The organism is Streptomyces sp. NPDC059452 (assembly GCF_042750035.1).
Classification (GTDB): domain Bacteria; phylum Actinomycetota; class Actinomycetes; order Streptomycetales; family Streptomycetaceae; genus Streptomyces.
In genome coordinates this window covers 208147-225770 of the sequence record NZ_JBHYVE010000006.1, presented here as the reverse complement: position 1 = coordinate 225770, position 17624 = coordinate 208147, and the positions used below count along the sequence as shown (strand labels likewise).

Genomic DNA, 17624 nt, shown 5'->3' with positions numbered 1-17624 from the left:
ATGACTCAGGAGGCCGTGGCCGCATGCTCGGGCGTGCGGGCGCGGCCTCCGGGGTGCCGGTGGCGCCACACCCAGAAGACCGTGCAGGAGACCAGCGCCCAGGCGGCGAGCACCAGATACGGGAAGACGAACTGGTGGCCCTGGTAGTAGACGGCCGTGTGCTGGGCGTTGACGGAGGCGCCGGGCGGCAGCCAGCGGCCGATGTGCCCGAGGGCGGAGGGCAGCAGCGGCCAGGAGACCGCGCCGCCGGAGGACGGGTTGCCGAGCAGCACCATGACGCCCCAGGTGGGGATCATCGCCCACCGGCCCATCAGGGTGTTGAACATCGTGAAGACCATGCCGGACGTGAACATCGTGAAGGCGAGAATCAGCCAGGACTGCGCGAACGGCAGGTCGACCGCCCCGAGCCACCAGTCCACGGCCGCCGCGATGGCGAACCCGCCGAGCAGGGCGTACGCGGCGGTGAACGCGATGCGCTCCGCCGGGTTGAGGCCGTGGGCGTGGACGCTGAGCTGGATCGCGCCGAGGAAGCCCATGATCACGGCGGCCAGCGAGATGTAGAACAGGGCGAGTCCGCGCGGGTCGCCCTTCTGGAGCGGTTTGACGTCCCGGACGGTGACCTCGACCCCGGTGGCGTCGCCGACCTCGATCCCCGCCTTGCCGAGCAGCTCGGCCACGGAGGCCCCGGACGCCCCGGCCACGTCGAGCGCGACCCCGTCGCCGTCGCCGGACGCGCGCACGATGGCGAAGACCTTCTGTTCGTCCAGGGCGCGGCGGGCGTCGGCGGCGTCCTCGTAGTCGCGCAGTTCGAGCGAGGTGCCGAGTGCCTTCTCCATCCCGGCGAGGAACGCCTCACCGCGCGCCACCTCCGGCTGGGTGACCAGGGCCGCCGGGATGCGGTGGGGGGTGGGGTTGGCCATTGCGTAGGTGTAGGAGCCCGCGAAGAGACCGGCCGCCGCCGCGATGATGAGGACGAGGACGGTCGCGGGGAGGAAGGGGCTGCTCTTGTAGGCCTCCCAGCGCTCGCGGAGGGTCGGCGGCCGGCCGTGGGCGCCGTGCCGCTCGCTGCCGCGCCTGTCACTGCCGTGGCTCTCGCTGCCGTGGCTCTCGCTGCCATGCTTCTCGCTGCTCCCACTCACGTGGTCCCGCCGCCGTCGTCATCGTCATCGTGGCGGGCGCGGCTGGGCTGGACCCGCTTGGGTTCGCCGGGCATCTTCGGGTACTCCGGCGGGTACGGCATATCGCCGAGTCCCCGCTCCTTCTCGTCCCGGTCGGCCAGCTCCAGCAGCCCGTCCAGCCGGAACGCCTCCTGGTCCATGTCCGCGTGGACGTCCCCGAGTTCGGCGTACCGCACCGGCATCGTACGGAGGTCGAAGTCACGCGGTTCGGCGTCGTCGATCTCCTCCCAGCGCAGCGGCGCGGAGACCGGGGCGTGCGGGAAGGGGCGTACGGAGTAGGCGGAGGCGATCGTGCGGTCGCGGGCGGTCTGGTTGAAGTCGACGAAGATCCGCTCGCCGCGCTCCTCCTTCCACCAGGCCGTCGTCACCCGCTCCGGCATCCGCCGCTCCAGCTCGCGCCCGGCGGCGATGGCGGCCCTCCGCACCTCGGTGAAGGTCCAGGCGGGCTCGATGGGGACGAAGACATGCATGCCGCGCCCGCCGGAGGTCTTGGGCCAGCCGCGTACGCCGTGGTCCTCCAGGACGGAGCGCAGCTCGTGGGCGGCGGCGACCGCGTCGGCGTAGTCGGTGCCGGGCTGCGGGTCCAGGTCGATGCGGAGCTCGTCCGGGTGGTCGGTGTCCCCGGCCCGGACCGGCCAGGGGTGGAAGGTAAGGGTGCCGAGGTTGGCGGCCCAGATCACGGCGGCGAGCTCGGTGGGGCAGAGCTCGTCGGCGGGGCGCCCGCTGGGGAAGGCGATCCGGGCGGTGGGGATCCACTCGGGGAGGTTCTTCGGGGCGCGCTTCTGGTAGAAGAAGTCGCCCTCCACCCCGTCCACGAAGCGCTGGAGGGTGGTGGGCCGGTGGTTGAGGGCGCGCGTGATCCCGGGGCCCACAGCCAGGAAGTACTCCGCCACGTCCCGCTTGGTGTAACCCTTCTCCGGGAAGTACACCTTGTCCGGGTTGGACAGCCTCACGGCCCGCCCGCCCGCGTCCAGCTCCACCGCTGCTCCCATGACGGCCACCGTAGGCCGGTCGCACATATGCCGCATATCGGGAGACACGGTCAGGGGGCCGGTCCAGAATCGGGGCATGGACCTGCCGGTGATGCCGCCCGTGAAGCCGATGCTCGCCAAGTCGGTGTCCAAGATCCCGGCGGGCATGAGCTACGAGGCGAAGTGGGACGGCTTCCGGGCGATCGTCTACCGGGACGGCGACGAGGTCGAGCTCGGCAGCCGTACGGGCAAGTCGCTGACCCGCTACTTCCCCGACCTGGTCGACGCCGTACGGGAGAACCTGCCGCCGCGCTGTGTGATCGACGGGGAGATCGTCATCGCCCACGAGGGGCGGCTCGACTTCGACCGGCTCAGCGAGCGCATCCATCCGGCGGACTCCCGGGTGCGGATGCTGGCCGAGCGGACCCCGGCGAGCTTCATCGCGTTCGACATCCTGGCGGTGGACGACACCTCGCTGTTGAGCACCCCGCAGACCGACCGGCGGGCGGTGCTGACGGCGGCCCTCTCCGGCGCCTCCGCGCCCGTACTCCTCGCCCCGTCCACCACGGACATCGAGCTGGCCCGGGAGTGGTTCGACCGGTACGAGGGGGCGGGGCTCGACGGGATCGTGGCCAAGCCGCTGGATCTGCCGTACCGGCCCGACACCCGGGTGATGTACAAGATCAAGCACGAGCGGACCGCCGATGTCGTGGTGGCGGGGTACCGGGAGCACAAGAGCGGCCCGGTCGTCGGCTCGCTCCTCCTGGGCCTGTACGACACCGGGGGCGTACTCCAGCACGTCGGGGTCTGCGCGGCCTTCCCGATGAAGCGGCGCGCCGAGCTGGCCGAGGAACTCGCCCCGCTGCGCACCGAGTTCGCCGACCATCCGTGGGGCGCGTGGGCCGACGCGGCGGCGCACGAGGCCTCCCGGCTGCCGGGGACGCAGAACCGCTGGTCCGGCAAGAAGGACCAGTCGTGGGTGCCGCTGCGGCCGGAGCGGGTCTGCGAGGTGGCGTACGACCACATGGAGGGCGACCGGTTCCGCCATACGACGCAGTTCCGGCGGTGGCGTCCGGACCGGGATCCTGTCGGTTGTACCTACGCGCAGTTGGCGGAGGTCGTCTCCTACGACCTGGCCGAGGTGCTGTCGGGCGGGTGACCCGGCGGGGACGGCGGGGGGCAGGCCGTGGGAGGTGTGGGGACGGTGAGAGGGGGAATGCGGTGGTTTCTACAGGAAGTTCCGCATGCGCCCTACGCCCTTCATCGACGGCGTGGAAAGGAGGTACGGGCGTGCACCTTACCCCTCCCGTACGTCACGCCGATGCCGTACCCGTCCGTGTGCCCCGCAGCGCGGCCGAGGCTCGCGATACCGTGGCCCGGCTGCTGGCTGACGAGTTCGGCGGGCTGACGGACGAGACGCTCGCGGATGTGGTCGTGGCCGACGCCCTGCTGGTGACCTCGGAGATCGTCACCAACGCACTGCGGCACGCCGGGGGCGTCACCGGCTTCTCGGCCCGGATCACGGAAGGCGGGCTCCGCCTCGTGGTCGAGGACGCGGACCCCCGGCATCCCGTCCGGCAGGAGCCCACCCCCGGGACGGTTGGCGAGGGCGGCTACGGCTGGGCCCTGGTCCACCGGCTCACCGCGCACCTGACCGTCACTCCGCACGGGGGCGGCAAGCGGATCGTGGCCGTGGTTCCGCTGGTCTGACGGACGGGTTCGGTGGCGGTGGCGGTCGCGGCCCGTCTCGTCCTTCGGTCCTTCGGTCTGGGCCGTTCTTCGGTCCTTCGGTCCGGGCCGTTCTTCGGTCCTTCGGTCCGGGCCGTCAGCCGCCGGGGGTGCCGTCCGGTGTGCACGGGTCGTCCGGTCCGTCCTTCCCGGCCCGGCTTCCGGCGCCCGGCGGGGGCTCGGGCGGGGACGGGTCGCCGCCCGGGCAGCCCGGGTCGGTGGTTCCGGGGTCGGGGCTCGGGCCGGGGGTGGGGTCCGTCGGGTCGGGCGTCGGGGTGGGGGCGGGGTCGGTGGGGCCCGGGTCGGTCGGGCCGGGATCGGTGGGGTTCGGGCCGGTGGGATCGGTCGGATCGGTGGGATCGGGGGTGGGGCCCGGGTCCGTAGGGCCGGAGTCGGTGGGGTCCGGGCTGGGGCTTGGATTCGTGGGGCCGGGGCCGGGGTCGGTCGGGTTGGGGCTCGGGGTGCCAGGTAGCGACGGGCTCGGCGTGGGCTTGGTGCCCGGCGGGCGCGTGGGCTGCGGGCCGATGACAATGCCGCCGTCACCCTTGCCCGGCCCTTCGGGCGTGCCCGAACCGCCCGAACCGACCGGCGCCTTGGGGCGGTTCGGTCCGCCGGGCCCGGGGCTCAGGGGGAGGACTCCCCGGCCGTCGGGGACCGGGTGGGTGCCCTTCCGGTAGAACTCCAGCCACGCCAGTACCGTACGAAGGTAGACGTCGGAGCGGTTGTAGCTGAGGATCGCCCGGTCCAGATCGGCCCGGACGCTCAGATCACGGCCTCCGGCGCACAAGTACTCCCCGGCGGCGAGGGCGGAGTCGTAGATGTTGTGCGGGTCCTTGCGGCCGTCGCCGTTGCCGTCCTTGGCCCAGTTCACCCAGGTGGAGGGGATGAACTGCATCGGCCCGACGGCCCGGTCGTACGTGCGGTCGCCGTCGTACACCCCGTTGTCCGTATCCCGGATCAGCGCGAACCCCACCCCGTCGAGCGCGGGCCCCAGGATCGGGGTGAGCGTCGTCCCGCGCGCGTCGACCCTGCCCCCCGCTGCCTGACCGGACTCGACCTTGCCGATCGCCGCGAGCAGGTGCCACGGCAGCAGGCAGCCGGGGTCGCTGCGGCGCACGGACTTCTCGGCGTTCCGGTACGCGGCGAGCACGGTCGCCGGGATACCGGCCTCGGGCCGGGAACGGTCCACCACCCGGGCCGGGGGTTCCGTACCGGCCCCTGGCGGCTTCAGCAGGGCGGGCGGCGGTTCCGGGCTCTCCAGCGGGGGCAGCTCGGTGTGGTACACGTCGTCGCCCGGGACCTCGGTCCACACCACGTCGTCCGTGGCCGCTGCGGTGCGGTCCTCGCGCGAGGCCGAGTCGGCGAAGCCGGGCGCCTGGGAGGCGGTGAGCGCGGCCATCGCGGCCACCGCCGTGACCGTACCGGTGAGCTGACGGCGCACGGTGCCGTTGAACCTCATGGCTGTTCCCCTCTCCCGGGCGGCTTTCCGGGCTGCCCGGGGCTCCGGTTCACCGGGTGAACGTATCGATGGCGGCGATCTGCCAGGTGTCCCCCCGGCGAACGGCGTCCACGGCGAACATGGCCGCCGCGTAGGTGGTCTCCTCGTCCTTGCCGGTACGGGTGTTGCTCTGGTCCGCGAAGATCAGCAGCCGGGCCCGGTCGCCGTCCAGGTACTCCACCCCGCTCCCGGTCACGGTCGTGGTGAGGACGAGCTTCTGCCGCGGCGCCTGGGCCCGTACCTCCGCGAGCATGTCCTTGTGCTGCTGTACGGCTCTGCCCGTCAGATAGGTGCTCGCCGCGCGGTCGGAGCGGGCGGGCGAGGCGTAGTCGTACGAGAACACGGCCCCGACCGCCTCGCTGATCCGGCCCTTCACCTCGCTGGTGCGGGCGATGTCGGTGAGCGCGGTGTTCTGCCGGGCGGGCTCGTCGCGCAGGCTCGCGGCCGAGGCGAACGCCCAGGCGGCGAAGGCCCCGAGGAGGACGGTGAGGGCGCAGAGCACGGCGGGGAGCCGGGTCCCGGGCCGTCGGGAGGCGGGGCGAGGGCGGGTCTGTTCGGGGTGGCCGTCTTCGTCCGCCTCCGGCTGTGCTTCTGCCTGTACCTGTGTCTCTGTCTCTGTCTCTGCGACCGGCGTTACGGTCTCCGGCTTCTGCCGTCTCCGTGGCGCGTCGGACTCCTCCGTACCCTCCGCCGGGTTCTCCGCCGGAGGCGCGACCGGACGCGACGGCGAAGTGGCCAGTCTGCGACGGCGGTTGACGAGGTGACGGGTCGTCGACATGGGAGGGGTCCTCTCGGGGTGCGGGGCGGGAGCGGGTACGGAAGCGGGGTCAGCCGGCCGTGGAGCCGACGGGCGCCTGGCCGAGCGCGCTGAGCCTCCACCCCTCGGAGGTCCGGGTCAGGGTGCCGAGCATCCGGCTCTCCTTCACCGCCGGTCGGCCCTTGGGTGCGGTGACGGTGACCCGCAGCGCCACCATGACCCCGGCCCGGCCCGCCCGTTCGTCGAGTTCGGTCACCGCGCCGGAGAGGACCTTCGCCGTGCTGACCGTCTTCGCCGCCCCGATCTGCTCGGCGAACGCGTCGCGTCCTTCGACGAGTTGGCGGTGCAGATCGCCGGTGGTCGACTCCTCCCAGCTGTCGAGGTCCTTCTCCAGTGTGCGGTGGTCCAGGGTGTTCATGTTCTGCACCGCCTGCTCGCCCGCCGCCAGGGCGTCGTCCCGGGCCTGCGCGTAGGAGGCCGCGTCGTCGTGGGCGGCGTCGTAGCGTTGCCAGCCGCCCCAGCCCGCCGCTCCGGCCGCGACGAGCGCGAGCGCCGTCGCCGCGATCACCAGCGGGTTCCTCGTCGTTCCTGCCCGTGCCATGTGCTGCCTCTCCCCTGGTGTCATATGGAGCTGATCTCGACGATCCGCCAACGCCCGTCCCGGAGTTCGGCGGTGACGTCGAGCTGTGCGGAGGCGGTCGTGGCGGGCCGCCCCCGGCGCTCGTAGACCTGGTCGAGGAAGACCAGAAGGCGGGCGCTGGTGCCGGTCAGCCAGGTCACTCCGGCCCGGACGACATGGGTGGTGAGCGTCAGCTTCTGGTCGGCGGCCTGCTTCTCGACCTGGCCGAACAGGGCCGCGTACTGCTGGAGGGCCTTGCCCGCGAGCACCTGCTGCGCCGATTCCTTGGCGAGGGCGGTGGCGTCGGGGCCGTACGAGAAGATCCTGCCGAGCGCGTTGCTGACGTCCCCGGTCACCCGGGTGGTCGCCTCGGTGTCCGTGAGGGCGAGGTTGGCGGTGGCCGGGGTGTCACGGAGCTGCCGCCCTTCGGCGAAGAGGAGCCCACCGGTCACGAACAGGGCGACCGCGAGGAGGCCGCCGACGATACGGGGCCACCTGCGGCGGCGGTCGGGCTCGTCGGTGAGGTCCGGCTCGATGGCGGCGAGGTGTTCCTCGTCCTCAATGGCCTTGCTCAGCACCACTGTTCGCTCGCTCATGCGCCGCCTCCCGGTGCCATCGCCGTGAGCGCCTTGACCTTCCAGCCGTCCCCGGTGCGGGCGAGCGTGGCGGTGAAGCGTTTGCGCTGGTTGCCGGGGGCGCCCGTGCGCGGGGTGACCCGGATGTCCACGGTGGCGATCAGCTCCGCCGTGCCGGTCCGCTCGTCCAGGGCGGTGAGGGCCGCCGAGGTGACCTTGCCGTGCGCGGTGTCCCCCGACGTGGTGAGCGTCTTCGCGTCGGCGGCCGAGGTCCGCTTCAGCTGGTCATGAAGGGGGCCGGTGGAGGAGTCGCGCCACGCCCGCAGTCCGGTGGAGACGCTGGTGGCGTCCTTGCCGTCGAGGCTGTTCAGCGTGGCGAGGTGCCGCTTGCCCTGCGTGAGGGCGGTGTCCCGGGCCTTGGCGTACGAGAGCGTGCGGTCGCCGCGCGCCTGGGCGTACGACCAGGCGCCGAGCGAGCAGACGAGGGCGGCGGCGAGCAGGACGGCCCAGCCGCCCAGGTTCCGGGGGGTGCGGAGCGTCATGAGCCGTCTCCTCCCAGGCCGAGCAGTCCGGCCATCCCCGGGGCGGGGGGCGCGGTCTGCGGGGTGGTGCCGAGCGCTCCGGGCAGCCGGTGCTTCGCGTCCGTACCGACTCCGACTCCGCTGCTCCTGCTGCCACTGCTGCCGTCGCCGTCGCCGTCGCCCAACAGCATTGAGCCGGGCTTGGCGGGGGCCGGGACCGGGCCGCCCTTCGGAGCGTTGGCGCTGCCCCTCACGTTGATGCCGGTGCCGGGTGAAGAGGCGCACCTGGCCTTGGTGTTGAGGGCGGGGGCGGGAGAGGTGTCGAGGCCGTTGCGGTAGGCCGTGCCGCCGTAACCGGCGGTGCAGGGCAGCGGTTCGAAGAAGGTGACGGACATCCCGAACCGGGCGCCGTCCTCGTCGACCGCGCTCGATCCGGCGGCGACCACGGCCGGGAGCTTCACCAGGAGCTCTTCCAGGCCGCGTTGGCGGGTGACGGCGACCTCCGATGTGGTGAGCAGATTGGCGACGACGACGCCGAAGCCGGGGTCGATGTCGCGCAGCAGTCCGCTGATCTGGACGGCGGCGTCCGGCGTGGTCGCGATCAGTCGCCGCAAGTCCCCGTCCGAAGAGTTGAGTTCGGCGGCCAGCTCCTTGGCCCCGGAGGCGAAGCCCTTGAGCGCCGCGCCCTGTTCGGCCTGGGTGCGCAGCACGGTCTCGCCGTCGGCCATCAGCCGGGTGGTGGCCGGGAGGGCCCGGTCGGCCGCGTCGATGAACTCGCCCCCGCTGTCCAGCAGGACCTGGAGGTCGTCGCCGCGTCCTTCGAAGGCGGTGCCGAACTCCTCGACGACCGTGCGCAGATGCTCCAGATCGACCGAGCTCGCGAAGTCGTTGACGCTCGTCAGGACGGTGGTGGGCGGCGCCGGGATCGTGGTGTCGGCCTCGTCGATCACCGAACCGTCGCCCAGGTAGGGGCCTTCGGAGCGGGTCGGGCGCAGGTCGACGTACTGCTCACCGACCGCCGAGAGGTTGGCGACGACGGCCCGCAGGCTGTCCGGGATGGGCGGGGCGTCCTTCTCGATCCGCAGCTCGGCCGCCACCCCGTCCTCCGTCAGCTCGATGGGTCCGACCCGGCCCACGGAGACGCCCCGGTAGGTGACGTTGGAGTGGGTGTAGAGGCCGCCGGTCTGCGGGAGCTGGACCGTGACGGTGTAGTAGCTGCGCAGTCCGACGTAGTGGCCGAGACCGGCGTACCGCACGCCCAGGTAGCCCAGGACGAGCACGGCGATGACGAGGAAGGCGATGTTCTTGAGCCGGATGACGGGAGTGATCACGGGGTGCTCCCCCGCTCGGGCCGCGAGCTCCCCGACACGGATGGCAGGGGCAGCGGAAGCGCACTGCGGGCCGCCGCCGCGCCCTCCGTACCGTCTCCGCCGTCCCCGCCGTCCCCGCCCGGCTCGTGCGGCGGCGGGGGCAGGCTCGGGTCGTCCGGGGTGAGCGCCGGGATGATCCGGGTGCCGGGTGCGGCCGTGACGTCCAGATAGGCGTTCAGGTAGTCGCCCTTCACTCCGCGCAGCACCTCGTCCGTGAACGGGTAGGTCAGCGAGGCCTGGAGGGAGTCGGGGAGATCCTTGCCGGAGTCGGCCAGCGCCTTCAGGGTCGGGGCGAGCGCCTTCAGGTCGGCGATCATGTCGGCTTTGCTCCGGTTGATGGTGTCGACGGCCACGGTGGAGAGGGTGTCGAGCGAGCGCAGCATGGTGAGCAGCGAGCCGCGCTGCTTCTCCAGGACCTTCAGTCCGGGGCTGAGCCCGGTGAGGACCGTTCCGACGTCCTGTATACGGGTGGCGAGCGTGGCGGCGAGCCGGTTGACGCCGTCCAGGGCCCGGGTGATGTCGCCCTTGTTGCTGTCCAGGTTGGTGACGAGGGTGTCGACCCGGTTCAGCATCGAGCGGATCTGCGGTTCCTGGCCGGTGAGCGCCTTGTTCAGCTCGGTGGTGATGGTCTTGAGCTGGTTGACCCCGCCTCCGTTGAGGAGGAGGGACAGGGCGCCGAAGACCTCTTCGACCTCGGGGTTGCGGTTGGTGCGGCTGAGCGGGATGCGGCCGGTCTCGGACAGGGAGCCGTGGGCGGTGCCCTGGGCGGGCGGGGAGAGCTGGATGAACTTCTCGCCGAGGAGGCTGGACTGTTCGAGGCGGGCGTAGGCGTTGGCGGGGAGGTCGATCTTCCCGTTGACCCGCATGGTGACCTTGGCGCTCCAGCCGTCCGCCGCGAGGGCGATGCCGGTGACACGGCCGACGGAGACGTCGTTGACCTTGACCGAGGACTGCGGGGCCAGGCTGAGGACATCGCCGAACTCGGCGGTGATCTCGTACGGATTGTCGCCCAGGTCGGCGCCGCCGGGCAGCGGGATCTGTTCGATGCCGGTGAAGACCGGGCCGTCGGTACGGACCACGGCCAGGGCGATCAGGGCGCCGGTGGCGAGCAGGGCGACCGCTCCGGTGGCCGCCCGGACGCCGGTGGTGGTGTGCGGGGAACCCCTCATCGTTCCGCTCCCTTCTTCCGCTGGTCCCGTTTCTTCTCTGCCGACTGTTTCTCGGACTGCTTCTCGGACTGTTTCTCCGGGGTCCCGAAGACCGTGCCGACCTCCGGCAGCGGCAGGACGGGCAGGGACTTCCGGCGGTTCGCGTCGACGGGGGCGAGACCCGCCGGGGGTCCGGCGGCCGCGTCCGGGTCGACGAGGGGGCCGCCCATGGAGAGTTCGTTGAGGTTGGCCCGCCCGTTGAGGGTCCGGTTGGCCGGGTCGTACGCGTTGAGGACGTTGCCCGCCGCCAGCGGCAGGGTGTCCATCGCCTCGGCCAGCGAGGCACGCTGGTCGACCAGGGCCTGGGTGATGGGGACCAGGGCGTCGACGTTCTTCTTGAGCGCGCCGCGGTTCTTCGCGATGAACGTCTTGACCTGCCCGAGCGCGGCGCCCAGCTCCTTCAGTGCCGCACTGAGGTTCTTCTTGTCGTCCGCGAGGAACGAGGTGACCGAGTTCAGCTGCTGCTCGGCGGTGCGGACCTCGGAGTCGTTCTCCTTGAGCATGGTGGTGAAGGACTGGAGGTATGTGAGGGTGTCGAAGAGGTCGCCGCTGCTCCGGTCGAGCGTCTTGGCGGCCTTGCCGAACTGCTCGACGGAGTCGCCGATGGCCTTCCCGTTGCCGTCCAGGTTCTTCGCCCCCGTCTCCAGGAGCCGGGCCAGTGCACCGTCGGCGTTGGCCCCGTTCGGGCCGAGCGCCGTGGTGATCTCGGTGATCGACGCGTAGAGCTCGTCGACCTCGACGGGGGTGGCGTTGCGGGCGGCGGGCAGGACGGCCTGGTCCGCGAGGAGCGGTCCGCCGTCGTAGGCGGGGGCGAGCTGGACGTACCGGTCGGCGACGAGGCTGGGGGCGACGACGACCGCGTGGGCGTCCTTCGGCACCTTGACCCCTTCGTCCAGGCGGAGGACGACCTCCACCTCCTTGCCCTTGGGGGTGACGGAGACGACCGTGCCGACCCGGACGCCGAGGATGCGCAGGTCGGACCCGGCGTAGACGCCCGTCGCCCGTTCGAAGTAGGCGGTGACGGTGGTCCGGGCGTCCTCCTGGAGGGCGCTCACCCCGGTGGTGGCGGCCACGGCGACGAGGGCGAGTCCGGCGCCGATGCCGATGATGCGTGTACGTCTCATGTCAGCGGCCGCCTTGCTTCGGTGGCATGCATCCGGTCGCCGGGAGGGAGCCGGCCGGGAGGTAGTTCGGGGGTACGACCCCGCAGGCGTACGTGTCGAACCAGCGGCCGTTGCCCAGGGTGTTGCCGACCAGCCGGCTGTAGGTGCCGGTCATGGCGAGCACCTTGTCCAGGCTCTTGCGGTTCTTGACGAGGACGGCGGTGACCCGGCCGAGGGAGGCCAGGGTCGGCCCCAGCTGCTTCTCGTTGTCCGCGACGAGTCCGGTGAGCTGGGTGCCGAGGCTGCGGGTGCCGGTGAGGAGCAGGTGGATCGCGTCGCGGCGGGCCTGGATCTCGCCGAGGAGCAGGTTCCCGTCCTCCAGGAGGGTTTCGAAGCTGCTCTTTTTCCCTTCGAGGGTTTTCGTGAGGCGTTTGCTGTTCTGGAGCAGGGTGGCGAGCTGGGCGTCGCGCGTGGAGACCGTACGGGAGAGGGCGGAGAGCCCTTCGGCGGCGCTGCGGACGTGGGGCGGGGAGTCCTTGAAGGTGGCGGAGATCGTCTCGAAGCTCTTGGCGAGCTGTTCGGTGTCGAGTTCGCCGATGGTCTCGCCCAGCCCGTTGAACGCCTGGGTGACGTCGTACGGGGAGGTCGTGCGGCTCGCGGTGATACGGGAGCCGGGGTCCTGCGGGGCGTTGCCGAGCGGGTCGACGGCGAGGTACTTCTCGCCGAGGAGGGTCTTGATGGCGATGCCCACGGTGGAGGCGTTGCCGATCCAGGCGCCCTTGACCTTGAAGTCGACCTTGACGCGGGGCCCGTCGAGCGACACCCCGGTGACCTCGCCCACCTTCACTCCGGCGATCCGCACCTCGTCGCCTTCGGAGAGCCCGGCGGATTCGGTGAAGTCGGCGCTGTAGGTGGTGCCGCCGCCGATGAAGGGCAGGGAGTCGGCGCGCCAGGCGGCGAGGGCGAGGAGGGCCAGGACGAGGAGTCCGACGATGCTGACGGCGACCGGGTTGCGTTCCCGGATGGGGGTGAGGGTCATGCCAGGCACCTCGGCTGGGTGATGGCGATGCCGGTGGGCGGTGGGGTACCGTCGTCGGTGGCCACCCCGCCGACCCTGGCCTCGCAGAGGTAGAGGTTGAGCCACGAGCCGTAGGAGGTGAGGCGGCCGATCGCCTCCATCTTGGCCGGGGTCTTGGTGAGGAAGTTCTCGATCTGCGGCGTCCCCTTCTCCAACTCACCGCTGAGGCGCCCCAGTTGACGGATGTTGTCCTTGAGGGGCTTGCGGCCGTCCTGGAAGAGGTCAGCGGTGACGGTCGTCAGGGCACCCATGGCGGTCACGGCCTCACCGAGCGGTTTGCGGTCGCCGGAGAAGCCGGAGACCAGCTTCTCCAGGGTGATGACGAGGTCGTCGAATCCGGCCTCCCGGTCGTTGACCGTCTTCAGGACCGTGTTCAGGTTCTTGATCACCTCGCCGATCACCTTGTCCTTGGCGGCGACGGTGCTGGTGAGCGAGCCGACATGGCGCAGGATGGAGTCGACGGTGCCGCCCTCGCCCTGGAGTACCTGGACGATGGACCCGGCGAGCTGGTTGACGTCCGGCGGGGACAAGCCCTCGAAGAGGGGCTGGAAGCCGTTGAAGAGCTGGGTGAGGTCGAGCGCCGGTGTGGTGCGGGAGAGCGGGATGGTGGCCCCGGCCACGAAGGGCCGGCCGACCGGACCGGCGCCCCGGCCGAGGTCCACGTACCGCTGGCCGACCATGTTCAGGTACTTGATGGACGCCGTCACCGAGGCGGGGAGCGTATGCCCCTTCCGTACGCCGAAGGTGACCTCGGCGACCCTGCGGTCGGCGACCCGTACGGACTCGACCTGCCCGACCTTCACCCCGGCGATACGGACGCTGTCGCCGGGGATGAGCCCGGTGGCGTCGGTGAACCGTGCCTTGTACGTCGTGGTGTCCCCCACCCCCGTGTTGGCAATGGAGAGCCCGAGGACGGTGGTGGCGAGGACGGTCACCAGGACGAAGACGAGGGACTTGGTGAGCGGTCCCGCGAGGGAGCGGCGTTTCATTTCAGCTTCACCTCCGCACCGCGGAAGGCCGGACCGATGAGCACGCTGCTCCAGTCGGGCAGAGTCTGCGGCTGGACTTTCAGTGAGGGGGCGACCAACTCGTTGACGAGCTGGGACTCCTGGGGCGAGTTGGGCAGGCCGAGCGCGGTGTCCCGGCCCGGGGGCGGGGCGGTGACGTCGGCCGCCCGGTGGGCGTCGGCGGTCGGGGCGCGTTTGCCGGTGTACGGCACCGAGTAGCAGCGCGGGCCGCCGGTCGCGTCGTAGACCGGGGTGTCCTTGCCGGGGACGTACTTCCCCTTGGCGGGAACGGACTTGACGGTCACATGCAGTCCCGGCCGGTCCGTCCCCTTGCCGAGCGCCTTGTCCATGGCGGGCACGAATCCGGCGACCGTGCGCAGCGTGCAGGGGAACGAGTCGGCGTACTTCGCGAGGAGTTCGAGCGTGGGGCGGCCGGAGGAGGCGAGCCGGATCAGGTTGTCCTTGTTCTCCCGCAGGAAGGAGGTGACATCGCGCGCGGAGGCGGTGGTGGTGCCGTACAACTCGGCGAGTCGCGCCTCCTGTTCGGCGATGGTGCCGCTCGTGGTGGTGGCGTCGGTGAGGGCGTCGAGCACGTCCGGGGCGGCGTCCGCGTAAAGCGCGCTGACCTTGACGAGTTGCTTGATGTCCTCGTTCAGCGTGGGGAGTTGGGGGTTGAACTTCTTGAGGTGGGCGTCCAGCGTGGTCAGCGTCTCGCCGAGCTTCTCGCCGCGTCCTTCGAGCGCCTGGGAGACGGCGCTCAGGGTGGCGGAGAGCTTCTCCGGCTTTACGGCGGTCAGCAGCGGCAGGACGTTGTCCAGCACCTCTTCCAGCTCGATGGCGTTGCTGGAGCGGTCCTGCGGGATCACCGCTCCCGCTCTCAGGGTGCGTACGGAGGGGGTTCGGGACGGGACGAGGGCGACGAACCGCTGGCCGAAGAGGGTGGTGGGGAGCATCTGCGCGGTGACGTCGGCGGGGATACGGTCCAGCTTGCCGGGTTCGATGGCCAGGGTGAGGCGGGCCCCCTCGCCGTCGGTGGCGATGGACCGCACCTGCCCGATGACGACCCCGCGCAGCTTCACATCGGCGTTCTCGTGCATCTCGTTGCCGACCGCGCCGGTCCGTACGGTGACGGTGACGTCGTCGGTGAAGTCCTTGTCGTACACCGAGACGGAGACCCACACCAGGACGGCGGGGACCAGGAGGAAGGCGACTCCGGCGAGTCTGCGGCGGACGGTCCGTGCGGCGCGTGCACTCATCAGCCGGCCACCTTCACGGTCGTCGTGGCGCCCCAGATGGCGAGGGAGAGGAAGAAGTCGGTGATGCTGATGAGCACGATCGCGTTGCGCACCGACCGGCCCACGGCCACGCCCACCCCGGCGGGGCCGCCGGAGGCGTGGAAGCCGTAGTAGCAGTGGGCGAGGATCACCAGCACGCTGAAGATCAGCACTTTGAGCACCGACAGCAGCACGTCGGCCGGGGAGAGGAAGAGATTGAAGTAGTGGTCGTAGGTGCCCGCCGACTGCCCGTTGAAGAGGATGGTGATGTAGCGGGAGGCGAGGTACGAGGAGAGCAGCCCGATCGCGTACAGCGGGATGATGGCGACGACCCCGGCGATGATCCGGGTGGTGACGAGGTAGGGCATGGACCGCACGCCCATCGCTTCGAGCGCGTCGACCTCCTCGTTGATCCGCATCGCGCCGAGCTGGGCGGTGAAGCCCGCGCCGACGGTGGCGGAGAGGGCGAGCCCGGCGACCAGGGGCGCGATCTCCCGGGTGTTGAAGTAGGCGGAGATGAACCCGGTGAACGCCGAGGTGCCGATCTGGTCGAGGGCCGCGTACCCCTGGAGGCCGACGACGGTGCCGGTGAAGAGGGTCATCGCGACCATCACACCGATGGTGCCGCCGATGACGCCGAGGCCGCCGCTGCCGAAGGCGACCTCGGCCAGCAGCCGCTGCACCTCCTTGAGGTAGCGGCGCAGGGTGCGCGGGATCCAGACCAGGGCCCTGATGTAGAAGGTGAGTTGGTCGCCGGACCGGTCCAGCCAGCTGAGCATCGCCATCCTCCTCAGCCCCCCTTCGCGGGGACGATCTGGAGGTAGATCGCCGTGATGACCATGTTCACGAAGAACAGCAGCATGAAGGTGATGACGACGGACTGGTTGACCGCGTCGCCGACGCCCTTGGGGCCGCCGCGCGGGTTGAGGCCGCGGTGGGCGGCGACGATGCCCGCGATGAAACCGAAGAGCAGGGCCTTGAACTCGCTGACGTACAGGTCGGGCAGTTGGGCGAGGGCGGAGAAGCTGGCGAGGTAGGCGCCCGGGGTGCCGTCCTGCATGATCACGTTGAAGAAGTAGCCGCCGAGCGTGCCGACCACCGAGATCAGGCCGTTGAGCAGGACGGCGACGAGCATGGTGGCCAGGACGCGGGGGACGACGAGCCGCTGGATGGGCGAGACGCCCATGACCTCCATCGCGTCGAGCTCCTCGCGGATCTTGCGGGAGCCGAGGTCGGCGCAGATCGCGGAGCCCGCCGCGCCGGAGATGAGCAGCGCCACGATGATGGGGCTGGCCTGCTGGATCACCGCGAGGACGCTGGCGCCGCCGGTGAAGGACTGGGCGCCGAGCTGCTGGGTGAGCGAGCCGACCTGGAGGGCGATGACCGCGCCGAACGGGATGGAGACGAGGGCGGCGGGCAGGATCGTGACGCTGGCGACGAACCAGAACTGCTCGATGAACTCCCGTAGTTGGAAGGGCCTCCGGAAGATGGCGCGGCCCACGGCGATGCCGAGCGCGAACAGCTTGCCGGTCTCCCGGAGCGGGGCGAGCAGTCGGCTGGGGCGCCGCTGCCCGGGGGCCTGCTCGGTGCTCCTGGCGAGGGCCGGCGGGGGCTTCTCGGGCGGCTCGGGCGGCCGCACCGGCATCGGGGCGGTCACGCTCTCGCACCCCCCGCGGCCGGGGCGTAGCTGTTCAGGATGGCCGTACGGGCGGCCTCCGGCAGCTGGCCCATCATCGCCATGACCCGCTCGCGGCGGCGCAGCGCCCCCTGGCGTACGGGCAGGCCGGGCGAGGGCTCCAGCTGCGGGACGACGGTCCTCGGGACGGCGATCGTGTCCGCGTTGCCGAGGGAGGCGTTACGTTGCTGCTCGGCGGCGAGCGTGGCCGCGTCCTTCTCCTCGGACATCCCGATGGGCCCCTCGCGGCGTCCGGCGAGGAACTGGGCGACGACCGGGGTGTCGCTGGTGAGCAGCACCTCGCGCGGCCCGAAGGTGACGAGGTTGCGGCAGAACAGCATCCCCATGTTGTCGGGGACGGTCGCCGCGATGTCGAGGTTGTGGGTGACGATCAGCATCGTCGCGTCGATCTGCGCGTTGAGGTCGATGAGGAGCTGCGAGAGGTACGCGGTGCGCACGGGGTCGAGTCCGGAGTCCGGTTCGTCGCAGAGGATGATCTGCGGGTCCAGGACGAGGGCCCGGGCGAGACCGGCGCGTTTGCGCATGCCGCCGGATATCTCGCCGGGGAGCTTTTCCTCGGCGCCGAGCAGTCCGACGATGTCGATCCGCTCCATGACGATACGGCGGATCTCGGATTCCTTCTTGCGGGTGTGTTCGCGCAGAGGGAAGGCGATGTTGTCGAAGAGGGACATGGAACCGAAGAGGGCCCCGTCCTGGAACATCAGGCCGAAGAGCTTCCGGGTCTCCATGATGTCGCGCTCGGAGCTGTTCACCATGTCGACGCCGTTGATGAGGACGCGGCCCTGTTCCGGTTTCAGCAGTCCGATGATGGATTTCAGGAACACGGTCTTCCCGGTGCCGGAGGGGCCGAGCATGACACTCACTTCACCGGCGGGCAGGGTGAGGCTGACGTCCTGCCAGATGTTCTGCTTGCCGAAGGACTTCGTCAGGCCCTCGACGACTACTTCGATTCCCATCGGCCCTCCTTCGAAGGGGTGGTGGCGATCGTCATCTGTCAGCGCTCCGGCGGTCGGAAGTAAGCGGGAGAAAGGAAAGAGGTGA

Annotated in this window: 18 protein-coding genes; 2 read left to right on the top strand and 16 right to left on the bottom strand. The window is 71.0% G+C overall.

Annotated features, from left to right (window positions below):
• Positions 1–5: 5 nt before the first annotated feature.
• Both ACFW9Z_RS11725 and ligD read right to left on the bottom strand, forming a co-directional pair.
• A complete protein-coding gene (locus ACFW9Z_RS11725) occupies positions 6–1139 on the bottom strand; it encodes an ABC transporter permease (RefSeq protein ID WP_384638065.1) in 1134 nt (377 codons plus the stop codon).
• The gene (ligD, locus tag ACFW9Z_RS11720) at positions 1136–2170 is read right to left on the bottom strand and encodes a non-homologous end-joining DNA ligase (RefSeq protein ID WP_384638062.1); all 1035 of its coding nucleotides are present in this window, start codon (positions 2168–2170) and stop codon (positions 1136–1138) included. The genes ACFW9Z_RS11725 and ligD overlap by 4 nt, the downstream gene beginning before the upstream one ends.
• A 76-nt stretch (positions 2171–2246) precedes the next feature.
• Here ligD and ACFW9Z_RS11715 point away from each other — a divergent pair, with 76 nt between their 5' ends.
• Positions 2247–3308: an ATP-dependent DNA ligase gene (locus tag ACFW9Z_RS11715; RefSeq protein WP_384638059.1), complete on the top strand. Its 1062-nt coding sequence runs from the start codon at positions 2247–2249 to the stop codon at positions 3306–3308.
• A gap of 131 nt (positions 3309–3439) precedes the next feature.
• A complete protein-coding gene (locus ACFW9Z_RS11710) occupies positions 3440–3859 on the top strand; it encodes an ATP-binding protein (RefSeq protein WP_384638056.1) in 420 nt (139 codons plus the stop codon).
• A gap of 115 nt (positions 3860–3974) precedes the next feature.
• Here the strand turns inward: ACFW9Z_RS11710 and ACFW9Z_RS11705 are convergent, their stop codons facing one another.
• Genes ACFW9Z_RS11705 through ACFW9Z_RS11640 form a run of 14 tightly spaced genes read right to left on the bottom strand, consistent with a single transcriptional unit; the run spans position 3975 to position 17539 of the window.
• Positions 3975–5336, bottom strand: coding sequence for a lytic murein transglycosylase (locus tag ACFW9Z_RS11705; protein WP_384638053.1), 1362 nt, complete (start codon positions 5334–5336; stop codon positions 3975–3977).
• 49 nt (positions 5337–5385) lie between these two features.
• Positions 5386–6153 carry a hypothetical protein gene (locus ACFW9Z_RS11700; protein WP_384638051.1) on the bottom strand — a complete coding sequence of 256 codons (768 nt, stop codon included), beginning with the start codon at positions 6151–6153 and terminating at the stop codon, positions 5386–5388.
• Positions 6154–6202: 49 nt separating this feature from the next.
• A complete protein-coding gene (locus tag ACFW9Z_RS11695) occupies positions 6203–6733 on the bottom strand; it encodes a hypothetical protein (protein WP_384638049.1) in 531 nt (176 codons plus the stop codon).
• A gap of 20 nt (positions 6734–6753) precedes the next feature.
• Entirely contained in the window at positions 6754–7347 is a 594-nt protein-coding gene (locus tag ACFW9Z_RS11690; RefSeq protein ID WP_384638046.1) for a hypothetical protein, read from the bottom strand.
• Complete coding sequence (locus tag ACFW9Z_RS11685; RefSeq protein ID WP_384638043.1) at positions 7344–7868, bottom strand: hypothetical protein; 525 nt, start codon at positions 7866–7868, stop codon at positions 7344–7346. Before ACFW9Z_RS11685 ends, ACFW9Z_RS11690 begins: the two co-directional genes overlap by 4 nt.
• Positions 7865–9178, bottom strand: a complete 1314-nt coding sequence (locus tag ACFW9Z_RS11680) for an MCE family protein (RefSeq protein WP_384638041.1) — start codon at positions 9176–9178, stop codon at positions 7865–7867. The genes ACFW9Z_RS11685 and ACFW9Z_RS11680 overlap by 4 nt, the downstream gene beginning before the upstream one ends.
• Positions 9175–10386: an MCE family protein gene (locus ACFW9Z_RS11675; RefSeq protein WP_384638037.1), complete on the bottom strand. Its 1212-nt coding sequence runs from the start codon at positions 10384–10386 to the stop codon at positions 9175–9177. The genes ACFW9Z_RS11680 and ACFW9Z_RS11675 overlap by 4 nt, the downstream gene beginning before the upstream one ends.
• Complete coding sequence (locus ACFW9Z_RS11670) at positions 10383–11549, bottom strand: MCE family protein (RefSeq protein ID WP_384638034.1); 1167 nt, start codon at positions 11547–11549, stop codon at positions 10383–10385. The genes ACFW9Z_RS11675 and ACFW9Z_RS11670 overlap by 4 nt, the downstream gene beginning before the upstream one ends.
• A 1-nt stretch (position 11550) precedes the next feature.
• On the bottom strand, positions 11551–12567 hold the full coding sequence (locus tag ACFW9Z_RS11665; RefSeq protein ID WP_384638031.1) for an MCE family protein: 1017 nt from the start codon (positions 12565–12567) through the stop codon (positions 11551–11553).
• On the bottom strand, positions 12564–13595 hold the full coding sequence (locus ACFW9Z_RS11660) for an MCE family protein (RefSeq protein ID WP_384638028.1): 1032 nt from the start codon (positions 13593–13595) through the stop codon (positions 12564–12566). The genes ACFW9Z_RS11665 and ACFW9Z_RS11660 overlap by 4 nt, the downstream gene beginning before the upstream one ends.
• Positions 13592–14869 carry an MCE family protein gene (locus ACFW9Z_RS11655; RefSeq protein WP_384638025.1) on the bottom strand — a complete coding sequence of 426 codons (1278 nt, stop codon included), beginning with the start codon at positions 14867–14869 and terminating at the stop codon, positions 13592–13594. The genes ACFW9Z_RS11660 and ACFW9Z_RS11655 overlap by 4 nt, the downstream gene beginning before the upstream one ends.
• Positions 14869–15672: an MlaE family ABC transporter permease gene (locus ACFW9Z_RS11650; protein WP_384638022.1), complete on the bottom strand. Its 804-nt coding sequence runs from the start codon at positions 15670–15672 to the stop codon at positions 14869–14871. The genes ACFW9Z_RS11655 and ACFW9Z_RS11650 overlap by 1 nt, the downstream gene beginning before the upstream one ends.
• 5 nt (positions 15673–15677) lie before the next feature.
• Complete coding sequence (locus ACFW9Z_RS11645; RefSeq protein WP_384638019.1) at positions 15678–16544, bottom strand: MlaE family ABC transporter permease; 867 nt, start codon at positions 16542–16544, stop codon at positions 15678–15680.
• Positions 16541–17539 carry an ABC transporter ATP-binding protein gene (locus ACFW9Z_RS11640; protein WP_384638017.1) on the bottom strand — a complete coding sequence of 333 codons (999 nt, stop codon included), beginning with the start codon at positions 17537–17539 and terminating at the stop codon, positions 16541–16543. Before ACFW9Z_RS11640 ends, ACFW9Z_RS11645 begins: the two co-directional genes overlap by 4 nt.
• Positions 17540–17624: the final 85 nt, after the last annotated feature.

Excerpts from the sequence above, each read along its gene's own strand:
- ligD (WP_384638062.1), bottom strand. The coding sequence starts at position 2,170 with ATGGGAGCAGCGGTGGAGCTGGACGCGGGCGGGCGGGCCGTGAGGCTG.
- ACFW9Z_RS11715 (WP_384638059.1), top strand. The coding sequence starts at position 2,247 with ATGGACCTGCCGGTGATGCCGCCCGTGAAGCCGATGCTCGCCAAGTCG.
- ACFW9Z_RS11705 (WP_384638053.1), bottom strand. The coding sequence starts at position 5,336 with ATGAGGTTCAACGGCACCGTGCGCCGTCAGCTCACCGGTACGGTCACG.
- ACFW9Z_RS11700 (WP_384638051.1), bottom strand. The coding sequence starts at position 6,153 with ATGTCGACGACCCGTCACCTCGTCAACCGCCGTCGCAGACTGGCCACT.
- ACFW9Z_RS11695 (WP_384638049.1), bottom strand. The coding sequence starts at position 6,733 with ATGGCACGGGCAGGAACGACGAGGAACCCGCTGGTGATCGCGGCGACG.
- ACFW9Z_RS11690 (WP_384638046.1), bottom strand. The coding sequence starts at position 7,347 with ATGAGCGAGCGAACAGTGGTGCTGAGCAAGGCCATTGAGGACGAGGAA.
- ACFW9Z_RS11685 (WP_384638043.1), bottom strand. The coding sequence starts at position 7,868 with ATGACGCTCCGCACCCCCCGGAACCTGGGCGGCTGGGCCGTCCTGCTC.
- ACFW9Z_RS11675 (WP_384638037.1), bottom strand. The coding sequence starts at position 10,386 with ATGAGGGGTTCCCCGCACACCACCACCGGCGTCCGGGCGGCCACCGGA.
- ACFW9Z_RS11670 (WP_384638034.1), bottom strand. The coding sequence starts at position 11,549 with ATGAGACGTACACGCATCATCGGCATCGGCGCCGGACTCGCCCTCGTC.
- ACFW9Z_RS11665 (WP_384638031.1), bottom strand. The coding sequence starts at position 12,567 with ATGACCCTCACCCCCATCCGGGAACGCAACCCGGTCGCCGTCAGCATC.
- ACFW9Z_RS11660 (WP_384638028.1), bottom strand. The coding sequence starts at position 13,595 with ATGAAACGCCGCTCCCTCGCGGGACCGCTCACCAAGTCCCTCGTCTTC.
- ACFW9Z_RS11655 (WP_384638025.1), bottom strand. The coding sequence starts at position 14,869 with ATGAGTGCACGCGCCGCACGGACCGTCCGCCGCAGACTCGCCGGAGTC.
- ACFW9Z_RS11650 (WP_384638022.1), bottom strand. The coding sequence starts at position 15,672 with ATGGCGATGCTCAGCTGGCTGGACCGGTCCGGCGACCAACTCACCTTC.
- ACFW9Z_RS11640 (WP_384638017.1), bottom strand. The coding sequence starts at position 17,539 with ATGGGAATCGAAGTAGTCGTCGAGGGCCTGACGAAGTCCTTCGGCAAG.